The sequence below is a fragment of the Serratia sp. CY74737 genome, assembly GCF_052166775.1.
Classification (GTDB): domain Bacteria; phylum Pseudomonadota; class Gammaproteobacteria; order Enterobacterales; family Enterobacteriaceae; genus Serratia; species Serratia ureilytica.
The window spans coordinates 39200-60893 of record NZ_JBJNOF010000004.1 but is presented as its reverse complement, the minus strand read 5'-3'; the positions used below and the strand labels follow the sequence as shown (position 1 = coordinate 60893).

Sequence of the window (21694 nt, the reverse complement as noted above, 5' to 3'; positions counted from 1 at the left end):
CCTGGAGCGGTATCTGGCGAGAATAAATTTCATTTTTTATTTTAATGGATACCGATAATTAATGTGTTTTGTGAATTTGTTTTAGCTATTTGTAGTCGCAAAAATATCTAACCACCATGTTGATAAGGATTGTGTTATTTTCGTACCTAATGACTCTGGGGGAAAAGAGTTATTTATAAATATGTCCTGTTCTATGAAGGATGTCTTAGGGAAAAATGGCTGCGACATCAACCTAAAAAATGCATTAGAGTTTATCAAAGTATTATCTATAGATGATGCGCAATCTCCAGAAAGAATATCTATAATGAGGGCAGCTTTGTTGGATGTTCTCGAAGAGGATGATAATAAAAGCATCACCTCTCTAATAAATAAAAGTGCTAAGCTCTATAAAAGATACAATGAATTGCTGGATCTCTATACGAAAAGATTCTCTGTCAACAAAATATTGAACGAATTAGATCAAAAGAATCTTGAGTACACATCCAAAATAAATGAATTTGTTTCATCAAGTCAAAGTAAAGTATTTACTATTCCTGGTGTTTTGATTGCTATCGGTGGCTTGGCCAAAGCTAGTGGTTTTTTAGATTCAATTTTAATATTTATCGGCTTGCTAATGGTTTGTTTTTTTTACAAAAATGTCTAATGATGTGCATTTTGAATCGTATAGCTCATTAAAGAAAAATTTAATAGATGCATTTTCTAGGTATGCTAAATTTGATGAGGTGCTGAGGTTAAAGATGCTGAAAAAATTGTCATCAGGGCTTTACTATAAAATAGATAATGCTAAGTGAAGACTGGAGAGCATTAACTCTATCGCGAAGAGTATGTTATGGATCGCACTAGTATATTTGATTTTTAAATGGACTTTCAATACTAACTCTTAATTATTTGAGGGTTCAATTTCCTATTGTACTATACATCTCTCTTATCGTTACAAAGCAGTGTTACTCTTTCCTACTATGTATATGTATGCGGAATATATTTAGAGCTCATATTAAAATTTAAAATGAGCTCGAGAAGTTGTTACTTAAGCAATCTTTTTTCAGAAACTTCTGGTGGCATTACTGCTGACAATAATAGTGGGATTGATTCCAACATTATTTTACCATCTTTGACTTTCCTTTTTACGTACTCAGGATATTTTTCAGGTAAGTATATGTCTTCAAACCAACCCCTAAACTCTGAAAGTGCACTATGGGGATATGCATTTATTTCTGGGTCTAACTGTCTATAAGACTCAGGAAAGTTATGCCTTATTTTTATTTGTTCCCCATACTTTTCTGCAAGGGCGTTTGTTCTCCAATAACGGCCCCAATGACTTCCTAAACTACCATCTGGCATAATGGAATCATCGACAACAATGTTATTTCTTATTAATGAGGCTATTATCGATGTTGCCTCATCAAACATCGTGAAGTACCCTCGCGGGGTCTCATTTAATAGAATTCGTTCTTGAAATAATGACCAGCTCTTTGATATGGCGTCTGTTTCTTTATAGCTCAGACGCTCATATATATATTTGCGCAAACCAAATTTGGCTGCTTTTCGATAGTTTATTATGGCTTCATCTTTTTTTACCTGTGCAAAATGAGCATAATAGTCGGTTATGGCCATAACAATTTGCTCAGGAACTGCGTGTATAGTCCCTGTTATTGAATTGTTACTACTTAATTGTACATATAAACTATCTGGAGCTTGTTCAGTTTCCGTCCATTCTTTTATTAGCTCTTCTAATTGCCTTCCCCTTTGACGTCCTTGAGCTTCTCCTTTTTCCCAGTCTTGTGCTAATTGAATTATTGAGCTCGGAGCCATACCGCAAAATCTAGCTAGCCCTTGAAGGGATAGGAATGTTTCTCCATTTGGGAGAATGCCCATGCTAATGTTATCTACTTCTTTTATTGCTATAGGCGTAATGGAAAGTGATTGCTGCTTCATAAAGTATTCCTCAAATTAATTTTATTTTCCACTAGTGTAATTTTAAAAGGAATTAAAAAATCTTTTATTGTTATGGACAAACCGATAGCAAGTAAATTTATCACTTCTAAGGTGAGATTCCTAACCCGACGCTCAACCCCACTTATATAATTGCGATCTAGCTCACACTTATCAACGAACTCTTCCTATGACCAAACATGCTCATTGCGTAACTCTCTAACACGTTGGCCAAATTTGATTTGAAGTTCATTTTTCATCTCACAAGCACCATCTTTCGTTGCTTATCAGACCGAGGACCATGCTATTAGTAATAGGTATTTATTATTTACAATGTTATTAATTCTTCTGGTTTTTTTTGGACATGGACTATACCATTTAACTGGTATTTCCCGCATAAATTTTGGCATGCTATCCTCAAGCCCCCTGGTGAGTATTACAACCAGAGTGAGTGGAATAAGAAGCAACCCATTCGAACTATCCCCCTTCTATAACAATGGCACACAGATAGGTTTCAATTGTTTTCCGCGACTTTCGTAGCATTGGCTCATCTAATTATCTGGGGTAGATACGTCGCAAAGATAGTAGTCTGCGTGCGGAATGTTGCTGAGTTAATTACAGCTCATCGGCTAGAGAGTCAGTAATTAACATTGAAAGCAAAATGATAACTGTCTTTATTTAATTTAAATTACACCGTTCACTCAGGACTTTCATCGTATACTTTTTTAACCGCAAACCTGAAAATGACATACCCTAAGAAAACCCCCAGTGCGGAGATGGCAACCCACAGATACTTCAAACTGTCGCCGGAATAAAACATGAACCAGGCAATGGCTAACAGCGAGAGGGCCACAACGCCGCATCCAATACCCTGAATAATTCTGGATAAAGCCGCCAGCATAAAGTTCTTCATACGTTAACCTTTGCAAAAAAGTACTGACAAATTTGGTTGAATTTCTTTCGATCTCTTTCCCAAACCGAGACGGCATCCTCGAATGGTCGGACTTTGTTTTCTAACAGAAAGTACAGCAGATCGAGGTTTCCCAAGCGTCTGAGTTGATCATACATCCGCGAGTTTCTTGCCCTCAAGTCGCGTGATGTATAGACAGAGCGCGATATGCTTGCCCCAGCGGTGAGAATTGAGCCAACGGCAACACCCGAGACAAGTCGTGGAATGATTTGTTTAGAGAATATATATCCCATGTTTGCGGTGGCTAACTGATTAAATGCGAATTTGCCGATGAGTTTGCCTGATGTTCTTATGGTCATGTCCTTAACATCTTCAAATTTGACTTTGCTGGCGAAGTTTTCGATGAAGATATGAGCCACTTTCTCGATGCTCGCTTTATTGGCCAGGCCTGACTTGATGAGTCTGATAAATCGCTCTTTATCTTGCGAGTTTAACCATCTGTTTTCACTATCAATATAGTCGTAGCCCAGGTAGTAGAAATCGACCGGTACACTGATAAAACCTTGTGCAAACCCGCGTACTAAATTGCTGTCAATGTTTATGGCATCCGCCATGTCGTTGGCTATCTGCTTTGCGCTTTTCATAGAAATCCTTTTCAATATGAAGCGCGAATCTAGCAGACTTCTTGTACGCAAGCCAATGCCCACCGGCAAACGGTGTGAACTCACCGCTCAAAATGTCACCGAAACTTCCCGCGATCTCTGCACCCCGTTGTGGCATAATGCGCGCCAAATCACATTCCCTATGTATAAAGAGCGAGCGCTGTGTTAAGCACTAACAACATCACCATGCAGTTCGGCAGTAAGCCGTTGTTTGAAAACATCTCTGTCAAATTCGGCGGCGGCAACCGTTACGGCCTGATCGGCGCCAACGGCTGCGGCAAGTCCACCTTTATGAAAATCCTCGGCGGCGATCTGGCACCGAGCGGCGGCAACGTGTTCCTCGATCCGAACGAGCGCCTGGGTAAACTGCGTCAGGATCAGTTCGCCTTTGAGCAGTACAGCGTGCTGGATACCGTGATCATGGGCCACACCGAACTGTGGGCGGTGAAGGAAGAGCGCGACCGCATCTACGCATTGGCGGAGATGAGCGAAGAAGACGGCTATAAAGTGGCCGATCTGGAAGTGGCCTACGGCGAAATGGACGGCTACAGCGCCGAAGCGCGCGCCGGCGAACTGTTGCTCGGCGTGGGTATTCCGGTTGAGCAGCACTATGGCCCGATGAGCGAAATCGCGCCGGGCTGGAAGCTGCGCGTGTTGCTGGCGCAGGCGCTGTTCTCCGATCCGGAAATCCTGCTGCTCGACGAACCGACCAACAACCTGGACATCGACACCATTCGCTGGCTGGAAAACGTGCTCAACGAGCGCAACAGCACCATGATCATCATCTCGCACGACCGTCACTTCCTGAACATGGTCTGTACCCACATGGCGGATCTGGACTACGGCGAACTGCGCGTTTACCCGGGCAACTACGACGAATACATGACCGCTGCCACCCAGGCGCGCGAGCGTCTGCTGGCGGACAACGCCAAGAAGAAGGCGCAGATCAATGAGCTGCAATCGTTCGTCAGCCGCTTCAGCGCCAACGCCTCCAAATCCAAGCAGGCCACCTCGCGCGCTCGTCAGATCGACAAGATCCAACTGGAAGAGGTGAAAGCCTCCAGCCGCCAGAACCCGTTCATCCGCTTCGAGCAGGACAAGAAGCTGTTCCGTAACGCGCTGGAAGTGGAAGCGCTCACCAAGGGCTTCGATGACGGCCCGCTGTTCAGCAAGCTGAACCTGATGGTGGAAGTGGGTGAGAAGGTCGCGGTGCTGGGCGCCAACGGCATCGGTAAAACCACCCTGCTGAAAACGCTGGTGGGCGACGCGCAGCCGGACAGCGGCACCGTGAAATGGTCGGAAAACGCCCGTATCGGTTACTACGCGCAGGATCACGAATACGAGTTCGACGACACCCTGAGCGTGTTCGACTGGATGAGCCAGTGGAAGCAGGAAAAAGACGACGAGCAGGCGGTGCGCAGCGTGCTGGGCCGTTTGCTGTTCAGCCAGGACGACATCAAGAAGAAAGTGAAGGTGCTGTCCGGTGGTGAAAAAGGCCGCATGCTGTTCGGCAAGCTGATGATGCAGCGCCCGAATATTCTGGTGATGGACGAACCGACCAACCACCTGGATATGGAATCCATCGAATCGCTGAACATGGCGCTGGAGATGTACGAAGGCACGCTGATCTTCGTCTCCCACGACCGTGAGTTCGTCAGCTCGCTGGCGACGCGGATTCTGGAAATCACCCCGAACAAGGTGATCGACTTTACCGGCAACTACGAAGACTATCTGCGCAGCCAGGGCATCGTGTAACCCTCGCGGCAACGCATCAGGGCGGGAATTATCCCGCCCTTTTTTTATCCGTCATTCTCCGCCGCACACCTCACAGTGCGGGTCCTTCGGCAGTTTCATCTCCCGGAACTGCATGCTCATCGCATCGAACATCAACAGCTTGCCGCGCAGCGGCTGACCATAGTCGGCCAGCAGCTTGATGGCTTCCATCGCTTGCAGAGTGCCGATAGTGCCGACCAGCGGCGCCATCACGCCCGCTTCGACGCAGGTGAGGGCGCTGTCGCCGAACAGCCGGCTCAGGCAGCGGTAGCAGGGCTCGCCGGGCTGATAGGTGAACACGCTGAGCTGGCCCTCCATGCGGATCGCCGCGCCGGAAACCAGCGGCCTCTGCTGCGCGTGGCACAGGCGGTTCAGCGCGTCGCGCGCCGCCACGTTGTCGGTGCAGTCCAGCACCAGATCGCAGGCGGCGATCTCTGCCGCAACCGCATCGTCTTCCAGACGGCCGTCGATGGCGTCGATGCGGATATGTGGATTGATGGCGCTCAGTTCCTGCCTGGCGGAGGCGACTTTGCTCTGGCCGATGCGATCGTCGCGGTGCAGGATCTGGCGCTGCAGATTGGAGAGCGAGACGGTGTCGAAATCCACCAGCACCAGATGGCCAACCCCGGCCGCCGCCAGATAAGGCGCGGCGGCGCAGCCCAGCCCGCCCAGCCCGGCGATCAGCACGCGGGCGGCCTTCAGCTTCTCCTGGCCGTCGAAGTCAAAGCCGCGCAGCACGATCTGGCGGTTGTAGCGCAGCGCTTCGGCGTCGGTCAATTCCGGCAACATGTTCAGCTCCTCAGCAGGGCGTTGAACGGCTCGATCTCCACCGTTTCACCCACCGCCACCGAACCGCGTTCGCGCTCCAGCACGATGAAACAGTTGCCCTGGCTGTAGGAGCTGAAGACGTGCGAGCCCTGGTGGCCGGTGGTGCTCACCTCCAGTTCGCCCGCGGCGTTGCTGCTGAACACACCGCGCTGGAAATCGAGGCGGCCCGGCGATTTCTTCAGCGGGGTTAGCGCCCGCGCGCGCAGGCGCGGCGGCAGGCGCCAGTCGCTGTGGCCGGCCAGCTTCGCCAGCAGCGGTTGCACCAGTTGGTAGAAGGTCAGGGCGGCGGAAACCGGGTTGCCCGGCAGGCCGCAGAACCAGGCGTGGCCCAGTTTGCCGAAGGCGAACGGTTTGCCGGGTTTGATCGCCAGCTTCCAGAAGCTGACCTGGCCCAGCTCGTCGAGCATCTGTTTGGTGTAGTCGGCTTCGCCGACCGAGACGCCGCCGCTGCTGATCACCACATCGGCCTGGCTGTCCGCTTGTTCGAAGGCGGCGCGCAGCGCATCGCGATCGTCGCGGATAATGCCGAGATCGAGCACGTCGCAGCCCAGCTGCTCCAGCATCAGGCGTACCGCGAAGCGGTTGGTATCATAGATCTGGCCCGCCTGCAGCGGCTGGCCGACCGGCTGCAGTTCGTCGCCGGTGGAGAACACCGCCACCTTCAGCTTACGCATCACCTGCACTTCGGCGACCCCGAGCGAGGCCAGCAGCGGCAGCTGCGCGGCGCCCAGCTTCACGCCGGCCGGCAACACGCTGGCGCCTTGGCGAATGTCTTCACCCGCCAAACGGATATTCTGGCCGGTTTCTGCCGGCGCGGTAAAACGCACGCCCTGGTCGCTCACTTCGGCCTGTTCCTGCATGACCACGGCGTCCGCCCCGGCCGGGATCGGCGCGCCGGTCATGATGCGCACGCAGCTGTTGGCCGGCCATTGGCCGTCGAACGGCGCGCCGGCGAAGGCTTTCCCGGCGACCGGCAACGGCGCATTGGCCGCCAGATCGGCGAGGCGCACCGCATAGCCGTCCATCGCCGAGTTGGCGAACGGCGGCACGTCGAGCGGTGAGACCACCGGCGCGGCGGTGATGCGACCGGCGGCGGCGGTCAGCGCGACGGATTCGGTCTGTTGCAGCGGGGCGATCTGCCCGAGCATTTTTTCCAGCGCTTGCTCCAGGGAGATGAGATCGGAAGTATGGCAATGATCCATAAGGGGAACTCCGTAATCAGGGTGCGCATTGATAGCGACAAAGTGCGGGTATTATGGCAGAGAACGCCGGGGGGGAGAACGGGTTATGCCCGCCATCTTTCGCACTGCGGCGGAAGCGCGAACGGGTATAAACTGCGTAAAACAGAGGAGAATCATGATGCATAAACAGGTTATCGAGTTCTGGTTCGACGAGATCGAACCGGTGATGTGGTTCAAAAAGGACGATGATTTCGATCGTCTGCTGCACAGCCGCTTCGGCGAAATCTGGCAGGCGGCGGCGGCGGGGGAGCTGGCGCACTGGCGCGACACCATCGAAGGGCGGCTGGCGGAGGTGATCGTGCTCGATCAGTTCAGCCGCAACCTGTTCCGCGGCACGCCGCAGTCGTTCGCCTGCGACGGCATGGCGTTGATTCTGGCGCAGGAGGCGATCCACAGCGGCGAGTGCGAACGGCTGAGCCGCGAGCAGCGCGGCTTCCTTTATCTGCCGTTCATGCATTCGGAATCGCCGCTGATTCACCAACAGGCGCTGGTGTTGTATACCGAGCTCAATAACGGCGATCAGCTGGAATTCGAACTGCGTCATAAGGCGATCATCGATCGTTTCGGCCGGTACCCGCATCGCAATGCGATATTGGGGCGCATCAGCACGCCGGAAGAAGAGGCCTTTTTACAGCAACCCGGTTCCGGTTTTTAATCGCGGATTATCTTCGCCCGGCCGGGAAAAAACGGTAGGCCGGGCGTTGAAATAATGATTATTCAGTGTGAACGTTTATTTCATGACCCCATGCCGCTATTTCCTCTCGCGAAATTACCAATAATCTCAGCCGCACTCTCAGCGGTTTGCTGCTTTTTATAACCTGCTGTTTTTATTCCAATAAGCTATTTCAAGGTGCGAAACGGTCTAAGCGGACTACGCTAAAAGTGGGGCGTGGACGTTATGCTGTACTTCCACAGTCGGGCTAAATAGCATCGAAAAAAGACTGAATAATAATGATACCGCGCTCAGCTTATTCGCTGCGCAACGGCGGGATTAACACAGGGTGTCAGGCAAATGAGCAAACCAGTGATTGCCATTCATGGCGGCGCGGGCGCAATTACCCGGGCGGCGCTGAGTGCGGAAAAGGAACGGCAGTATATTCAGGCGCTGTCCGAGATCGTGGCCGCCGGGCAGGCGATATTGGCGCAGGGCGGCCGCGCGCTGGACGCGGTGACCGAAGCGGTGCGGCTGCTCGAAGAGTGCCCGCTGTTCAACGCCGGTAAAGGCTCGGTGTTTACCCATCAGGGCACCCATGAGCTGGATGCCTGCGTGATGGACGGCCGCACCTGTGATGCCGGTGCCGTCGCCGGCGTCAGCCGCATCCGCAACCCGGTGCTGGCGGCGCGCGCGGTGCTGGAAAACAGCGAACACGTGCTGTTTGCCGCCGAAGGCGCCGAGAAGTTTGCCGCCGCCCACGGCCTGGAAATGGTCACCCCCGACTTCTTCTTTACTCAGGAACGCTTTGATCAGTTGCACCGCGCCCAGGCGGAGCAGGGGCGGGTATTGCTCGATCACGACGGCGCGGCGCAGGCCGGCGAGCCGCTCGATCCCGATCGCAAATTCGGCACCGTCGGCGCGGTGGCGCTGGATGCGCTGGGCAACCTCGCCGCCGCCACTTCGACCGGCGGCATGACCAACAAGCAGGCCGGGCGGGTGGGCGACACGCCGATCATCGGCGCCGGCTGCTATGCCAACAATGCCACCGTGGCGGTTTCCAGCACCGGCACCGGCGAAATCTTCATGCGCGGCGTGGCGGCCTATGACGTCTCCGCCCTGATCGAATACGGCGAGCTGAGCCTGCAAGAGGCCAGCGATCGGGTGGTGATGGAGAAGCTGCCGGCCCTCGGTGGCAGCGGCGGCATGATCGCCGTCGATCGCCACGGCAATATCGCGCTGCCGTTCAACAGCGAGGGGATGTACCGCGGTTTTGGCTATGTCGGCGATGCGCCGTCCGTCGGGATTTATCGCTAAGCGTTCACCGGGAGGGTGTATGACCGACGTTTCATTCCGGCCCGCCGGCGACGGGTTGTCATTGCCGCCGCAGCGGGTGCTGGCGGTGCGCGATCTGAGCATCAGTTTTCCGCAACCGGACGGCGCCGTAGAAGCGGTGCGCAACCTGTCGTTCGATCTCGATCGCGGCGAGACGCTGGCGATCGTCGGCGAGTCCGGCTCCGGCAAATCGGTCACTTCGCTGGGGCTGATGCGGTTGGTGGAGCAGGGCGGCGGGCGTATCGTCAGCGGTGCCATGACGCTGCGCCGGCGCGACGGCGCGCTGCTCGATTTGGCGCGCGCCTCGCAGCACACGCTGCGCACGGTGCGCGGCGCCGACATGGCGATGATCTTCCAGGAGCCGATGACCTCGCTCAATCCGGTGTTTCCGGTCGGCGAGCAGATCGCCGAATCGCTGCGTTTGCATCAGGGCATGGACCACCGCAGCGCGCGCCAGGAGGCGCTGCGCATGCTCGATCTGGTGCGTATTCCGGAGGCTAAAGAGGTGTTGGGGCGCTACCCGCATCAGCTTTCCGGCGGTATGCGCCAGCGGGTGATGATCGCCATGGCGCTTTCCTGCAAGCCGGCGTTGCTGATCGCCGATGAACCCACCACCGCCCTCGACGTCACCATTCAGGCGCAGATCCTGCAGCTGATCCGCGTGCTGCAACAGGAGATGCAGATGGGGGTGATCTTCATTACTCACGACATGGGCGTGGTGGCGGAGATCGCCGATCGGGTGTTGGTGATGCGCCGCGGTGAGCAGGTGGAACAAAATCGGGTGCGCGAGCTGTTCGCCGCGCCGCAACAGGCCTATACCCGGGCGCTGCTGGCGGCGGTGCCGAAGCTGGGGGCAATGGCCGATCGGCCGCTGCCAGCGAAGTTTCCGCTGCCGGATGGCGAGGGGGATGCCGCGCCGCAGGATACCGTGCCGCCAGACGCTGCGCCGATCCTGCGGGTGGAGCATCTGGTCACGCGTTTTGATCTGCGCGGCGGGCTGTTCAATCGGGTTACTCGCCGGGTGCACGCGGTGGAAAACGTCAGTTTCGATCTTTACCCCGGCGAGACGCTGGGGCTGGTGGGCGAGTCCGGCTGCGGCAAGTCCACCACCGGGCGTTCTTTGCTGAAGCTGGTGGACAGCCAGAGCGGCACCATCACCTTCGCCGGGCGGCGAATCGATCGGTTGAAGGGGCCGGCGCTGCAGCACCTGCGGCGCGATATTCAGTTCATCTTTCAAGATCCTTACGCCTCGCTCGATCCGCGCCTGACGGTCGGTTTCTCCATCATGGAGCCGCTGCTGGTGCACAACGTGATGCGCGGCCGTGAGGCGGAAAGGCGGGTGGCCTGGCTACTGGAACGCGTCGGTCTGCAGCCGGAACACGCGCGCCGCTATCCGCACGAATTTTCCGGCGGCCAGCGCCAGCGCATCTGCATCGCGCGCGCGCTGGCGCTGAACCCGAAAGTGGTGATCGCCGACGAGGCGGTCTCGGCGCTGGACGTATCGATTCAGGCGCAGATCGTCAATCTGCTGCTCGATCTGCAGCGCGAGTTCGGCATCGCTTTTCTGTTTATTTCACACGACATGGCGGTGGTGGAGCGCATCAGCCACCGGGTGGCGGTGATGTACCTCGGGCAAATTGTCGAGATCGGCCCGCGGCAGGCGGTGTTCGACAACCCGCAGCACCCCTATACCCGCAAGCTGATGGCGGCGGTGCCGGTGGCCGATCCCGCTCACGCCCACAAACGGCAGCCGCTGCCGGCCGATGAGATCCCCAGCCCGGTGCGCGCGCTGGGCGATGAACCCGTTACCGCACCGCTGGTGCAGGTTGGCGCCGGGCACTTTGTCGCCCGCCACCCGATCGCCGGTGCTTTTTAAAGACCTCAGGAGAGACAAGCGACATGAAGCACACATTCAAACGCAATGCGCTGTTGGCCGCCGTACTGCTGGCGGCGGGAACCGGCCCGGTCTGGGCGGCGAAGGACGCGGTGATCGCCGTGGCTTCCAACTTCACCACCCTCGATCCTTACGACGCCAACGACACGCTGTCGCAGGCGGTGGCCAAGTCTTTCTATCAGGGGCTGTTCGGCTTCGACAAGGACATGAAGCTGGTGAACGTGCTGGCGGACAGCTATGAGGTCAGCAAAGACGGCTTGACCTATACCGTCAAACTGCGCCAGGGCATCAAATTCCACGACGGCACCGCGTTCAACGCTGAAGCGGTGAAGATCAACCTCGATCGTGCCAGCAACCCGGACAGCCACCTCAAGCGCTACAACCTGTTCAAGATGATCGACAAAACCGAAGCGGTGGACGCCAATACGGTGAAGATCGTGCTGAAGGCGCCGTTCTCGGCGTTCGTCAACAATCTGGCGCACCCGGCGGCGGCGATCATCTCCCCGGCGGCGCTGAAGCAATACGGCAAGGAGATCGGTTTCCATCCGGTCGGCACCGGGCCATATCAGTTCGTGACCTGGAACCAGACCGATTTCGTCAAGGTGAAGAAGTTCGACGGCTACTGGCAGCCGGGGCTGCCGAAGCTCGACAGCATCACCTGGCGCCCGGTGGTGGATAACAACACCCGCGCGGCGATGCTGCAGACCGGCGAGGCGACCTTCGCCTTCCCGATCCCTTACGAGCAGGCCAAGGTGCTGGAGGGCAACGCCAAGCTGAACGTGGTGGCTGCGCCGTCGATCCTGCAGCGTTACATCAGCATGAACGTCACTCAAAAGCCGTTCGACAACCCGAAGGTGCGCCAGGCGCTGAACTACGCGATTAACAAGGACGCGCTGATCAAGGTGGCGTTCGCCGGTTATGCGGTGCCGGCGGAAGGGCCGGTGCCGCCGGCGATCGACTTCGCCGCCCGCTACAAGCCGTGGCCGTACGATCCGGCCAAGGCGCGTGAGCTGCTGAAAGAGGCCGGTTACCCGAACGGTTTTACTACCACGCTGTGGTCGTCCCACAACCACAGCACCGCGCAGAAAGTGCTGCAGTTCACCCAGCAGCAGCTGGCGCAGGTGGGGGTGAAAGTGACGGTGACGGCGATGGACGCCGGGCAGCGCGCGGCGCAGGTGGAGAGCATCGGGGTGAAAGACACCGGCGTGCGGCTGTTCTACACCGGCTGGTCGGCCTCGACCGGGGAAGCGGACTGGGCGCTGTCGCCGCTGTTCTCCACCCAGGCGGCGCCGCCGAAGCAGTTCAACACCGCGTTCTACAGTAACCCGCAGGTGGACAAGGATCTGACCGACGCGCTGGCGACCACCGATCGCGCCGAGAAGCAGAAATTGTATCAGGACGCGCAGGATCGCATCTGGGCCGACGCGCCCTGGATCTTCCTGGCGACCGAACGTCTGTTGTCGGCCAACAGCAAACAGCTGAGCGGTTTCTACGTGATGCCGGATACCTCGTTCAACTTTGATAACGCCGATCTGAAATAAGGCGCCCATCCCCGCCTGCGGCCAGACGGCGGCGGGCGGGGGAAGGAATGAGATGCTCAATTATTTTCTGAAACGACTGCTGGGCCTGATCCCGACGCTGCTGATCGTGGCGGTGCTGGTGTTCCTGTTCGTCCATCTGCTGCCGGGCGATCCGGCGCGGCTGGCGGCGGGGCCGGAGGCCGACGAGGCGGTGGTGCAGCTGGTGCGCAAGGATTTGGGGCTGGATAAGCCGCTGCCGCAGCAGTTCGCGCACTTTTTCGTCAACGCGCTGCGGGGCGACTTCGGCATCTCGATGGTGTCCAAGCGCCCGGTGAGCGAAGAGATCGCCTCGCGCTTTATGCCGACCTTCTGGCTGACCATCGCCAGCATGTTGTGGGCGGTGGCGTTCGGTCTGGCGATCGGCGTGGTGTCGGCGGTGTGGCGTAACCGCTGGCCGGATCGCCTCGGCATGACGCTGGCGGTGTCGGGGATCTCGTTCCCGGCCTTTGCGCTCGGCATGCTGCTGATGCAGGTGTTTTCGGTCGAGCTGGGGTGGCTGCCGACGGTGGGCGCCGACAGCTGGCGGCACTACATTCTGCCTTCTATCACCTTGGGGGCGGCGGTGGCGGCGGTGATGGCGCGTTTCACCCGCGCTTCGTTCGTCGAGGTGTTGCAGGAGGACTACATGCGCACCGCGCGCGCCAAGGGCGTGCGGGAAAGCGTGGTGGTGATGAAACACGGCCTGCGCAACGCGATGATCCCGGTGGTGACCATGATGGGGCTGCAGTTCGGCTTCCTGCTCGGCGGTTCGATCGTGGTGGAGAAGGTATTCAACTGGCCGGGGCTGGGGCGCTTGCTGGTGGACTCGGTGGAAATGCGCGATTACCCGGTGATCCAGGCCGAGGTGCTGCTGTTCTCGCTGGAGTTCATCCTGATCAACCTGCTGGTGGATATGCTGTACGCGGCGATCAACCCGGCGATTCGTTACCAATGAGGACGCGGCATGATTAAGCATTGGCGGCGCAGCGCCGCATTGAAGGCGATGCCGCTTATCGACCCTAACGCGGTACGCACGCCGTGGGGCGAATTTTGGCGGCGTTTTCGCCGTCAGCGGGCGGCGCTGGTCGCCGGCCTGTTGGTGCTGCTGCTGATTGCGGCGGCGCTGCTGGCGCCTTATCTGGCGCCGTTCGATGCGGAAAACTATTTCGATTACGACCGGCTGAATGAGGGGCCTTCGCTGGTGCACTGGCTGGGCGTAGATTCCCTCGGGCGCGATATCTTCAGCCGCATCCTGATGGGCACGCGTATTTCGCTGGCGGCCGGGGTGTTCTCGGTGCTGGCGGGCGGGGCGATCGGCACCCTGCTGGGGCTGCTGGCCGGTTACTATGAGGGCTGGTGGGATCGCCTCACCATGCGCGTCTGCGACGTGCTGTTCGCGTTTCCCGGCATTCTGCTGGCGATCGGCGTGGTGGCGATCATGGGCAGCGGCATGGCCAACGTGATCGTTGCGGTGGCGATCTTCAGCATTCCGGCCTTCGCCCGCCTGGTGCGCGGCAATACGCTGGTGCTGAAGCACCTGACCTATATCGAATCGGCGCGCAGCATCGGCGCCTCGGACTGGACCATCATCCTGCGGCACATTCTGCCGGGCACCCTGTCTTCGATCGTGGTCTATTTCACCCTGCGCATCGGCACCTCGATCATCACCGCCGCCAGCCTGTCGTTTCTGGGCCTGGGCGCCCAGCCGCCGACGCCGGAGTGGGGGGCGATGCTCAACGAGGCGCGCGCCGATATGGTGATCGCGCCGCACGTGGCGATCTTCCCCAGCCTGGCGATATTCATCACCGTGCTGGCCTTCAACCTGTTGGGCGACGGATTGCGCGACGCGTTGGATCCGAAACTGAAGGGGTGAGGGTATCGCTGAATTGGCATACCCCTGTTTACGAGTATAATTGATGAAAATTTGACCCGCGTATATTACAGGGATGAGGTATGGATATGGCAAATAACAATGTGACGAAAAAGACAGTCAACGTAACCATCGATCGCGATCTTTTCCAGCGCGCAAAATCCCTGGGCGTCAATGTGTCATCCGTATTGACAGACGCATTGAGCGTCCGCGTCAGGGATATTGAGATTCAACAGTGGCGCGAGCAAAATCGCGCGGCGTTAGAAGAACTTAATCGTATCACTGAAGAAAATGGTTTGTTGTCTGATGAATATCGGACATTTTGAATATGCAGTTTACCGTATATGACAATACGTATCCGGCATCAGCCTATCCCTACTTACTGGACGTTCAAAGCGATCTTATTGATGCCTTCTCGACCCGGTTAATGATCCCTCTTTATGCATTGGATAACGTCAGGGTTAAAATTTCTGCACGCCTGTGCCCGGAGATTGAGGTCAACGGCGAAAAGTTTCTCGTTATGACCCATGAGATGGCTGCCGTACGTATTTCACAGCTCGGCAAGGCCGTTGGTAATGCCAATGAGCACAGGAATCAAATAAAGCTGCCATCGATTTTCTGATTGATGGTTTTTAAATAAATCCGGGCGTTTTATTAACCGCCCGGATTTTTTTATTAACGGAACAGGTGCTCGGCGTGGAAGCGCAGGTGATCTTCCACGAAGGTGGCGATGGTGAAGTAGCTGTGATCGTACCCCGGCTGAATGCGCAGCGTCAGCGGCCAGTCGCGCTGGCGCGCCAGCTCCGCCAACCGTGCCGGCTGCAGCTGGTCGGCCAGGAACTGGTCGTCGTCGCCCTGGTCGATAAGAACCGGCATTTTCTCCGCGCCGCTGGCCAGCAGATGGCAGCTGTCGTACTGCAGCCACTGGCTTTCGTCGCTGCCCAGATAGGCGGTGAACGCCTTGCGGCCCCACGGCACCTGGCACGGGTTAACGATCGGTGCGAACGCCGATACCGAGCGGAAGCGCTGCGGATTGCGAAACGCCATCATCAGCGCGCCGTGGCCGCCCATCGAGTGGCCGAAGATCGACTGACGATCGCTGACGCTGAAGTGCTGTTCGATCAGCGCCGGCAGTTCGGCGCTGATGTAGTCGTACATGCGGAAATGGCGATCCCACGGCGCCTGGGTGGCGTTCAGGTAGAACCCGGCGCCCTGGCCCAGATCGTAGCCTTCGTCGTTCGGCACCTCGTCGCCGCGTGGGCTGGTGTCCGGCATCACCAGCACCAGGCCCAGCTCGGCGGCGATGCGCTGCGCGCCGGCTTTCAACGTGAAGTTCTCGTCGTTGCAGGTCAACCCCGACAGCCAGTACAGCACCGGCGGCGGGTTGTCATCGCGCGGCGGCGGCAGGTAGATGCTGAATGTCATGTTGCAATTCAGGCTCTGCGCCGCGTGGCGATAGCGCTGCTGCCAGCCGCCGAACATGCGGTGCTCTTCGAGAAGTTCCAATGACAACGTCATCTCTGCCTCCTGGCTTATTGGTCGAAGTGGATGACGGAACGGATCGATTTGCCTTCGTGCATCAAATCGAACGCTTCGTTGATCTGCTCCAGCCCCATGGTGTGGGTGATAAAGTCGTTCAGCGCGAATTCGCCGTCCAGATAGCGCTCGACGATGCCCGGCAGCTGCGAACGGCCCTTGACGCCGCCGAACGCCGAACCGCGCCAGACGCGGCCGGTGACCAGTTGGAACGGACGGGTCGAGATCTCTTCGCCGGCGCCTGCGACGCCGATGATCACCGATTCGCCCCAGCCCTTGTGGCAGCACTCCAGCGCGGAACGCATCACGTTGACGTTGCCGATGCACTCGAAGGAGAAATCGACGCCGCCGTCGGTCAGCTCGACGATCACTTCCTGAATCGGCTTGTCATAGTCTTTCGGGTTGATCAGATCGGTGGCGCCCAGCTTGCGGGCCAGATCGAACTTGCTGGTGTTGATGTCGATGCCGATGATGCGGCCCGCGCCGGCCATCTGCGCGCCGATGATCGCCGACAGGCCGATGCCGCCCAGGCCGAAGATCGCCACGGTGTCGCCCGGTTGCACTTTGGCGGTGTTCATCACCGCGCCCATGCCGGTAGTGACGCCGCAGCCCAGCAGGCACACTTCCTCCAGCGGCGCTTCCTTGTTGATTTTCGCCAGTGAAATTTCCGGCACCACGGTGTATTCGGAGAAGGTGGAGGTGCCCATGTAGTGGAAGATCGGCTTGCCGTCCTTGAAGAAGCGGGTGGTGCCGTCCGGCATCAGGCCTTTGCCCTGAGTGGAGCGGATCGCCTGGCACAGGTTGGTCTTGCCGGATTTACAGAATTTGCACTCGCCGCACTCCGGGGTGTAGAGCGGGATCACGTGATCGCCGACCGCCACGCTGGTGACGCCTTCACCGACCGCTTCCACCACGCCGCCGCCCTCGTGGCCGAGGATCGCCGGGAACACGCCTTCCGGATCTTTGCCGGACAGGGTGTAGGCGTCGGTGTGACAAACGCCGGTGGCGACGATCCGCACCAGCACTTCGCCTTTTTGCGGTGGCATCAGCTCGACTTCTTCGATCTTCAGCGGCTGGTTCGGGCCCCAGGCAACGGCGGCGCGGGTTTTGATCATCTCCATCATAGTCTCCTCAGTGGTTTTCTTTTTAAATCAGGCGATATCGACAACGTCTGATAAATCGTTGGGGGTGCTTTCATCAACAGCGGCGGTTTCCGTCTGTTCAATAATCAATTCTTTCAGCGCGCGCACGTTCGGCCCGAACGCGTCGCGGCGCCACAGCAGCCAGGTGGCGGTGTCGGCCACGTCCGGCGGCAGGGTGTGAACCCGAACCCGCTCATGGCCCGGCAGCAGGCTGAGCACCGAATGCGGGATCATCGCCAGCCCGGCGCCGCTGGCGACGCAGGCCAGCATGGCGTGATAGGACTGGATCTCCATGATCTGCCCCGGCCGCGCGCCTTCGCGCTTGAACCAGGCCTCCAGCCGCAGGCGGTAGGAACAGCTGGCGCGAAAGGCGAACAGCGTTTCGCCGTTGGCGTCTTTGGCGCTGTGGATCGGCGCGTGATCGAGACAGGAGATCACCACCATATGTTCAGGATAGGCGATGCAGCCGTTTAGCTCGTCATAGGGCACCGGGCCGTCGACCAGCGCTGCCGCCAGCGTGCCGGCGCGCACCCGATCGGCGATTTCGCCGGAGGTGCCGGTAGTCAGCGACAGAGACACCTGCGAGAAACGCTGGTGGTAAGCTGCCAGCAGCGAGGGCAGGCGGGTGGCGGCGGTGCTCTCCATCGAGCCGAGAGCAAAGTTGCCCGCCGGTTCGCCGGCATGGGTGATGCTCATCGCCTCGTCGCTCAGCGCCAGGATGCGATTGGCGTAGCACAGAAAGTTATGGCCCATCGGCGACAGGCGCAGGCGCTGTTTTTCGCGGATAAACAGATCGGCGCCCAGCTCCTGCTCGAGCTGGCGCAGCCGGGTGGTCAGATTCGACGGCACGCGGTGCAGCTGCTCGGCGGCGCGGGCGACCGAGCCGGTTTCCGCTACGCAGCAGAACATGCGAAGCTGAGTCAGATCCATAATATTCTCGTTTCGTGATGAACTTGATAACTATTATTCAGTTTTTGTGAGTTTAATACTGCGGCATGATACTGGCAACTTTCTTTTAACCTTTTGGATACCGGTATGGCTTTACGTATTGCCTTGAGCGGGTTTGCCGCGCTGATCGTGGCGATGGGCATTGGCCGCTTCGCTTTCACCCCTCAGGTGCCGCTGATGATCGCTGACCACCAGTTCAGCCTGACCGGCGCTGGGCTGGTGGCGGCGATCAACTATTTGGGATACCTGTGCGGCGCCTACGACGCGATGCGCGCCACGCGCCACGTCGAGCGGCGCCTGTGGCTGGGCGTATGGGGTGCGATGGCGCTGACGCTGCTGTCGGCGTTGGCGCAGGATGAATGGACCCACGGCGCGCTGCGCTTCGTCATCGGCTGGGCCAGCGGCTGGGCGATGGTGCTGGTGGCGGCCTGGACCAACGAGCGGTTGGCGCACTACGGCCGGCCGGCGCTGAGCGCGGCGGTGTTCGCCGGGCCGGGCGCCGGCATCTTCCTCAGCGGCATGCTGGCGGTGGGCATCAACGCGCTGGGGCTGACGGCGGCGCAGGCCTGGCTGGTGTATGGCGGGCTGGCGCTGGTGCTGGTCGGGGGGATTAGCGCCTTTCTGCCGCGCAGCGGCGAGCTGCATCGCCCGGACGTGGCCCCGGAGCCGCTGCTGCTGACGCCGGCGCTCAAGCGTCTGGTGTGGAGCTACAGCCTGGCCGGCTTCGGCTATATCCTGCCGGCGACCTTCTTGTCGCAGATGGCGGCGGCGCGTTTTCCCGACAGCCTGTTCGCACAGTTCGTCTGGCCGGTGTTCGGCGGCGCGGCGGTGCTGGGGATCGTTATCGGCATTGTGACCCGCCATCGGCTGACTACCCAAACCCGGTTGGCGATCACGCTGTGGGTACAGGCGCTCGGCGTACTGAGCGCCGAAGTGGTGCCGGGCGTGGCCGGCCTGGCGCTCGGGGCGTTGCTGACCGGCGGCGGTTTCCTCTGTGTGGTGCAGCTCGCCCTTCAGCACGGCCGTGAACTGGCGCCGCGCCATGCGCGTTACATGGCCGGATTGCTGACCACCGGTTATGCGATCGGCCAGCTGGTTGGGCCGATGCTGTCGGCGCTGTCGACCGCCTTGACCCATCGGTTGGAACCGGCGCTGTATGTGGCGGTGATAGCGCTGTTGGTGGCCGGAGGGCTGGCGGTGAATACCCCGGCGCGGCGGTTGGCGCAAAAAACGGCGACTCGGTGATTAAAATCCATACAAAAAGCGTGGAGACCCGCAGCCGGCCTGATTGTGCTAAATGCGAAGATTTCACCTCTGGATGAAGCACTATCACTGGATAATCGCCGCGCTCTCATCTACAGTGGGGGCAAAATCTTGACCGGGTTCACGTTATCCACCACGAAAACTCTGCCGTCACGAGAGCAAGCAATTCGCCGGCCGCACGCCCTATCAGGCCGCCGGCGGGTTCCGTCCGCAGGAGAACAAATACATGACATCATTAAGTAAAGAAGCCGCGCTGGTGCATGCGGCACTGGAAGAGCGTGGTCTGGAGACACCGCTGCGCGGGGAAGTGCTGGATCGCGAAACGCGCAAGCGTCGCATCAAAGAGCACATGACCGAAATCATGCAGCTGCTGAATCTCGATCTGTCTGACGACAGCCTGGCGGAAACGCCGCATCGCATCGCCAAAATGTATGTCGACGAGATCTTCTCCGGTCTGGACTACGCCAACTTCCCGAAAATCACCGTCATCGAGAACAAAATGAAGGTGGATGAGATGGTGACGGTGCGCGATATCACGCTGACCAGCACCTGTGAACACCACTTCGTCACCATTGACGGCAAGGCCACCGTGGCCTATATCCCGAAAGACTCGGTGATCGGTCTGTCGAAGATCAACCGCATTGTGCAGTTCTTCTCCCAGCGCCCGCAGGTGCAAGAGCGCCTGACCCAGCAGATCCTGGTGGCGCTGCAGACCCTGCTCGGCACCAATAACGTGGCGGTATCGATCGATGCGGTCCATTATTGTGTCAAAGCGCGCGGCATTCGCGACGCGACCAGCGCCACCACCACCACCTCGTTGGGGGGGCTGTTCAAGTCCAGCCAAAATACCCGCCAGGAGTTCCTGCGCGCGGTGCGCCATCACCAGGGGTGATGGCGTTGCGGGGCGACTCGCAAAACGACAACAGGCGCCTGCGGGCGCCTTTTTCATGAGCGGAAGACAGCGATAAAAAATGAACAGTCATCCTCTGCCGCGCATCGCCACGCTGGACTGCGTGCGCGGCATCGCCATCCTCGGCATCTTATTGCTGAACATCAGCGCCTTCGGCTTGCCGAAGGCCGCCTACCTCAATCCGGCCTATCTGGGGATGCCGTCATCGCGCGACGCCTGGACCTGGGCGCTGCTGGATCTTTTCGCCCAGGCCAAGTTCCTGGCGATGTTCGCACTGCTGTTCGGCGCCGGGCTGCAAATGCTGCTGCGACGCGGCAAAAGCTGGATCCGCGCGCGGCTGTCGTGGCTGGTGCTGTTCGGCCTCGCGCACGCCATCTTCCTGTGGGACGGCGATATTCTGCTGGCCTACGGGCTGATCGGCCTGGTGTGCTGGCGCATGATCCGCGAAGCCAAAGACACATTCCAACTGCTGAAAACCGGCGTGGTGCTCTACCTGATCGGCGTGGCGGTGCTGCTGCTGCTCGGTTTTGTCTCGCACGGTGAACCGGGCAGCTTCTGGCAGCCGGGCGTGGCGGAGTTGCAGTACGAGAAGTTCTGGAAGCTGCAGGGCGGTTTCGAAGCCTGGCGCAGCCGCGCCGATCTGCTCTCGTCCAGCCTGCTGGCCATCGGCGCGCAGTATGGCTGGGAGCTGGCGGGGCTAATGCTGTTCGGCGCCGGGCTAATGCGCAGCGGCTGGCTGCGCGGCAGCTATTCCTCCGGCTATTACCTGCGGCAGGCGGCGTGGCTGTTGCCGCTGTCCGTGCTGATCCAACTGCCGGCGGTGGCGCTGCAATGGCAGGTGCACTGGGACTATCGCTGGAGCGGTTTCCTGCTGCAGGTGCCGCGCGAGCTGGGCGCGCCGCTGCAGGCGCTGGGCTATCTGGCGCTGTGTTACGGTTTCTGGCCCGCGCTGTCGCGCCTGCGCATCGCCCACTGGCTGAGCCAGGTGGGGCGCATGGCGCTGAGCAACTACCTGTTGCAAACGCTGATCTGCACTACGCTGTTTTATCGCTTTGGCCTCTATGAGCAGTTCGACCGGCTTCAGCTGTTGGCGTTTGTGCCGCTGGTCTGGTTGGTCAACCTGGTCTTTTCCGCACTGTGGCTGCGTTACTTCGAACAGGGGCCGATGGAATGGCTGTGGCGCAAATTGACGCAGATGGCCGCCGGTGAAACGGAATCCAAAGCGCTGAAGTGAGCGCC

Annotated in this window: 21 protein-coding genes; 13 read left to right on the top strand and 8 right to left on the bottom strand. The window is 58.5% G+C overall.

Going from position 1 to position 21694, the window contains the following annotated elements; all coding sequences use genetic code 11:
• The first annotated feature begins 181 nt into the window (after window positions 1-181).
• Window positions 182-643: a hypothetical protein gene (locus tag ACJ8PE_RS06435; protein ID WP_197793126.1), complete on the top strand. Its 462-nt coding sequence runs from the start codon at window positions 182-184 to the stop codon at window positions 641-643.
• Window positions 644-1023: 380 nt separating this feature from the next.
• Here ACJ8PE_RS06435 and ACJ8PE_RS06430 read toward each other — a convergent pair whose 3' ends face one another.
• The 3 genes from ACJ8PE_RS06430 to ACJ8PE_RS06420 form a co-directional block, all read right to left on the bottom strand.
• Window positions 1024-1935 (bottom strand): hypothetical protein, encoded by a 912-nt coding sequence (locus ACJ8PE_RS06430; RefSeq protein ID WP_197793125.1) that lies wholly within the window; start codon window positions 1933-1935, stop codon window positions 1024-1026.
• Between the two features lie 694 nt (window positions 1936-2629).
• Window positions 2630-2845: a hypothetical protein gene (locus ACJ8PE_RS06425; RefSeq protein WP_197793124.1), complete on the bottom strand. Its 216-nt coding sequence runs from the start codon at window positions 2843-2845 to the stop codon at window positions 2630-2632.
• Window positions 2842-3486: a hypothetical protein gene (locus tag ACJ8PE_RS06420; protein ID WP_197793123.1), complete on the bottom strand. Its 645-nt coding sequence runs from the start codon at window positions 3484-3486 to the stop codon at window positions 2842-2844. The genes ACJ8PE_RS06425 and ACJ8PE_RS06420 overlap by 4 nt, the downstream gene beginning before the upstream one ends.
• A 180-nt stretch (window positions 3487-3666) precedes the next feature.
• Between ACJ8PE_RS06420 and ACJ8PE_RS06415 the strand changes: the two genes are divergently transcribed.
• Window positions 3667-5259 (top strand): ABC-F family ATPase, encoded by a 1593-nt coding sequence (locus tag ACJ8PE_RS06415; RefSeq protein WP_028127944.1) that lies wholly within the window; start codon window positions 3667-3669, stop codon window positions 5257-5259.
• A 51-nt stretch (window positions 5260-5310) separates the two neighbouring features.
• Here the strand turns inward: ACJ8PE_RS06415 and moeB are convergent, their stop codons facing one another.
• Both moeB and moeA read right to left on the bottom strand, forming a co-directional pair.
• Window positions 5311-6066, bottom strand: coding sequence for a molybdopterin-synthase adenylyltransferase MoeB (gene moeB / locus ACJ8PE_RS06410; protein ID WP_060425569.1), 756 nt, complete (start codon window positions 6064-6066; stop codon window positions 5311-5313).
• Window positions 6067-6068: 2 nt separating this feature from the next.
• Entirely contained in the window at window positions 6069-7307 is a 1239-nt protein-coding gene (gene moeA, locus ACJ8PE_RS06405; RefSeq protein ID WP_273873159.1) for a molybdopterin molybdotransferase MoeA, read from the bottom strand.
• Between the two features lie 157 nt (window positions 7308-7464).
• Here moeA and ACJ8PE_RS06400 point away from each other — a divergent pair, with 157 nt between their 5' ends.
• From ACJ8PE_RS06400 to ACJ8PE_RS06365, 8 genes are all read left to right on the top strand, one after another.
• Window positions 7465-8001, top strand: coding sequence for a DUF924 family protein (locus tag ACJ8PE_RS06400; protein ID WP_197793177.1), 537 nt, complete (start codon window positions 7465-7467; stop codon window positions 7999-8001).
• A 357-nt stretch (window positions 8002-8358) separates the two neighbouring features.
• On the top strand, window positions 8359-9315 hold the full coding sequence (locus ACJ8PE_RS06395) for an isoaspartyl peptidase/L-asparaginase family protein (RefSeq protein ID WP_197760146.1): 957 nt from the start codon (window positions 8359-8361) through the stop codon (window positions 9313-9315).
• A gap of 19 nt (window positions 9316-9334) precedes the next feature.
• Window positions 9335-11209, top strand: a complete 1875-nt coding sequence (locus ACJ8PE_RS06390; protein WP_197793121.1) for a dipeptide ABC transporter ATP-binding protein — start codon at window positions 9335-9337, stop codon at window positions 11207-11209.
• Window positions 11210-11232: 23 nt separating this feature from the next.
• Window positions 11233-12768, top strand: a complete 1536-nt coding sequence (gene gsiB / locus ACJ8PE_RS06385; RefSeq protein ID WP_147880313.1) for a glutathione ABC transporter substrate-binding protein GsiB — start codon at window positions 11233-11235, stop codon at window positions 12766-12768.
• Between the two features lie 52 nt (window positions 12769-12820).
• Window positions 12821-13741 (top strand): glutathione ABC transporter permease GsiC, encoded by a 921-nt coding sequence (gene gsiC, locus ACJ8PE_RS06380; RefSeq protein WP_089191398.1) that lies wholly within the window; start codon window positions 12821-12823, stop codon window positions 13739-13741.
• A gap of 9 nt (window positions 13742-13750) precedes the next feature.
• The gene (gene gsiD / locus ACJ8PE_RS06375) at window positions 13751-14659 is read left to right on the top strand and encodes a glutathione ABC transporter permease GsiD (protein ID WP_171403307.1); all 909 of its coding nucleotides are present in this window, start codon (window positions 13751-13753) and stop codon (window positions 14657-14659) included.
• A gap of 80 nt (window positions 14660-14739) precedes the next feature.
• Entirely contained in the window at window positions 14740-14982 is a 243-nt protein-coding gene (locus ACJ8PE_RS06370; protein WP_078061989.1) for a type II toxin-antitoxin system CcdA family antitoxin, read from the top strand.
• A 2-nt stretch (window positions 14983-14984) separates the two neighbouring features.
• Window positions 14985-15278, top strand: a complete 294-nt coding sequence (locus ACJ8PE_RS06365) for a CcdB family protein (RefSeq protein WP_373270214.1) — start codon at window positions 14985-14987, stop codon at window positions 15276-15278.
• Between the two features lie 53 nt (window positions 15279-15331).
• Here the strand turns inward: ACJ8PE_RS06365 and fghA are convergent, their stop codons facing one another.
• The 3 genes from fghA to ptrR are packed head-to-tail and all read right to left on the bottom strand — an operon-like array spanning window position 15332 to window position 18264.
• A complete protein-coding gene (gene fghA / locus ACJ8PE_RS06360; RefSeq protein WP_015377214.1) occupies window positions 15332-16174 on the bottom strand; it encodes an S-formylglutathione hydrolase in 843 nt (280 codons plus the stop codon).
• A gap of 14 nt (window positions 16175-16188) precedes the next feature.
• Window positions 16189-17313 carry an S-(hydroxymethyl)glutathione dehydrogenase/class III alcohol dehydrogenase gene (locus ACJ8PE_RS06355; RefSeq protein WP_033642438.1) on the bottom strand — a complete coding sequence of 375 codons (1125 nt, stop codon included), beginning with the start codon at window positions 17311-17313 and terminating at the stop codon, window positions 16189-16191.
• Window positions 17314-17343: 30 nt separating this feature from the next.
• Window positions 17344-18264, bottom strand: a complete 921-nt coding sequence (gene ptrR / locus ACJ8PE_RS06350) for a putrescine utilization regulator PtrR (RefSeq protein ID WP_016928453.1) — start codon at window positions 18262-18264, stop codon at window positions 17344-17346.
• Window positions 18265-18369: 105 nt separating this feature from the next.
• Here ptrR and ACJ8PE_RS06345 point away from each other — a divergent pair, with 105 nt between their 5' ends.
• The 3 genes from ACJ8PE_RS06345 (at window position 18370) to yeiB (ending at window position 21689) form a co-directional block, all read left to right on the top strand.
• Entirely contained in the window at window positions 18370-19527 is a 1158-nt protein-coding gene (locus tag ACJ8PE_RS06345) for a YbfB/YjiJ family MFS transporter (RefSeq protein WP_033650593.1), read from the top strand.
• 244 nt (window positions 19528-19771) lie between these two features.
• Window positions 19772-20437 carry a GTP cyclohydrolase I FolE gene (gene folE / locus ACJ8PE_RS06340; protein WP_004938969.1) on the top strand — a complete coding sequence of 222 codons (666 nt, stop codon included), beginning with the start codon at window positions 19772-19774 and terminating at the stop codon, window positions 20435-20437.
• Window positions 20438-20516: 79 nt separating this feature from the next.
• Window positions 20517-21689, top strand: coding sequence for a DUF418 domain-containing protein YeiB (gene yeiB / locus ACJ8PE_RS06335; RefSeq protein WP_042784037.1), 1173 nt, complete (start codon window positions 20517-20519; stop codon window positions 21687-21689).
• Window positions 21690-21694 lie beyond the last annotated feature (5 nt).